Origin of the sequence: Anaerovibrio lipolyticus (assembly GCF_021531495.1) — a bacterium.
Classification (GTDB): domain Bacteria; phylum Bacillota; class Negativicutes; order Selenomonadales; family Selenomonadaceae; genus Anaerovibrio.
Genome location: NZ_JADYTY010000071.1, coordinates 1 through 1,147, shown reverse-complemented (window position 1 = coordinate 1,147; position 1,147 = coordinate 1). Strand labels below are relative to the sequence as shown.

Genomic DNA, 1,147 nt, shown 5'->3' with positions numbered 1-1,147 from the left:
GTAATTAAGCTACAAAGGGCATACGGTGGATGCCTAGGCATTGAGAGTCGATGAAGGACGCGGTAAGCTGCGAAAAGGTATGGGGAGCCGCAAGCAGGCAATGATCCATACATCTCCGAATGGGGCAACCCGGTACGAGTCATGTCGTACCATCCTACGGGAGGATAACCCGGTGAACTGAAACATCTAAGTAGCCGGAGGAAGAGTAATCAAACGAGATTCCCATAGTAGCGGCGAGCGAACAGGGAAGAGCCCAAACCCGTTGTCTTCGGACGACGGGGGTTGAGGACCAGCATAAATCAAAGAAGTGTTAGAAGAAAGGCATGGGAAGGCCTGGCGCAGAGGGTGAGACCCCCGTATTTAAAAACATTTTGAGAGGGCTGGTATCCAGAGTACCACGAGACACGTGAAACCTTGTGGGAAGCAGGGTGGACCACCATCCAAGGCAAAATACTACTCAATGACCGATAGCGCATAGTACCGTGAGGGAAAGGTGAAAAGTACCCCTGGAGGGGAGTGAAATAGAACCTGAAACCGTATGTCTACAAGCAGTCGAAGCACTTTATATGTGCGACGGCGTGCCTATTGAAGAATGAACCGGCGAGTTATCCGTTGTGGCGAGGTTAAGTGGAAGACACGGAGCCGAAGCGAAAGCGAGTCTTAATAGGGCGGCAAGTCACAGCGGGTAGACCCGAAACCACAGTGATCTATGCATGGCCAGGTTGAAGCTCAGGTAAAAATGAGTGGAGGACCGAACCCGTGAGTGTTGAAAAACTTTGGGATGAGCTGTGCATAGGGGTGAAATGCCAATCGAACGTGGAGATAGCTGGTTCTCCCCGAAATAGCTTTAGGGCTAGCCTCAGGGAATGCACATAGACGGTAGAGCTCTGATCGGGCTAGGGGGCGTAAAGCCTACCGACCCCAGTCAAACTGCGAATGGCTATGTGAGAAGAACCTGGGAGTCAGACTGCGAGTGATAAGACCCGTAGTCAAGAGGGAAACAGCCCAGACCGCCGACTAAGGTCCCGAATGCTGTACTAAGTGGAAAAGGATGTAGGACTTCAGAAACAACCAGGATGTTGGCTCAGAAGCAGCCACCATTTAAAGAGTGCGTAATAGCTCACTGGTCGAGAGGCCCTGCGCCGAA

The 1,147-nt window shown here is 51.8% G+C and carries 1 rRNA gene; it reads left to right on the top strand.

Features of this window, described 5'->3' with window-relative positions:
• Positions 1-2: 2 nt before the first annotated feature.
• Positions 3-1,147, top strand: a 23S ribosomal RNA gene (locus tag I6E26_RS11005); the annotation flags it as partial.